Genomic DNA, 296 nt, shown 5'->3' with positions numbered 1-296 from the left:
CTGCATATCTTGCCGCAGGAGTACGAAATCGACAGTCAGGAAGGCATCAAAGAGCCACTGGGCATGTCCGGTGTGCGACTGGAAGCCAAGGTGCACCTGGTAACCGCGTCAGTGAACGCGCATCAGAATATCGAAAAATGTATCCGTCGCTGCGGTATGGAAGTGGACCATGTGGTGTTGGAGCAGTTGGCCTCCAGCTACTCGGTGCTGACCGATGATGAAAAAGAGCTGGGTGTCTGCATGGTGGATATTGGTGGCGGCACCTCGGATATCTCTATCTTCACCGGTGGCGCTAT

Annotated in this window: 1 pseudogene; it reads left to right on the top strand. The window is 54.4% G+C overall.

The annotated features are described in order from the left end of the window. Positions 1–296: pseudogene (locus tag ACFVYJ_RS13730) on the top strand (cell division protein FtsA); the annotation flags it as partial.

The organism is Pontibacter sp. JAM-7 (genome assembly GCF_048548695.2).
In the GTDB taxonomy this organism is placed as follows: Bacteria; Pseudomonadota; Gammaproteobacteria; order Pseudomonadales; family Balneatricaceae; genus Neptuniibacter.
Note: the sequence above shows the minus strand (reverse complement) of the source record. Positions and strands in the feature narration are given on the sequence as shown.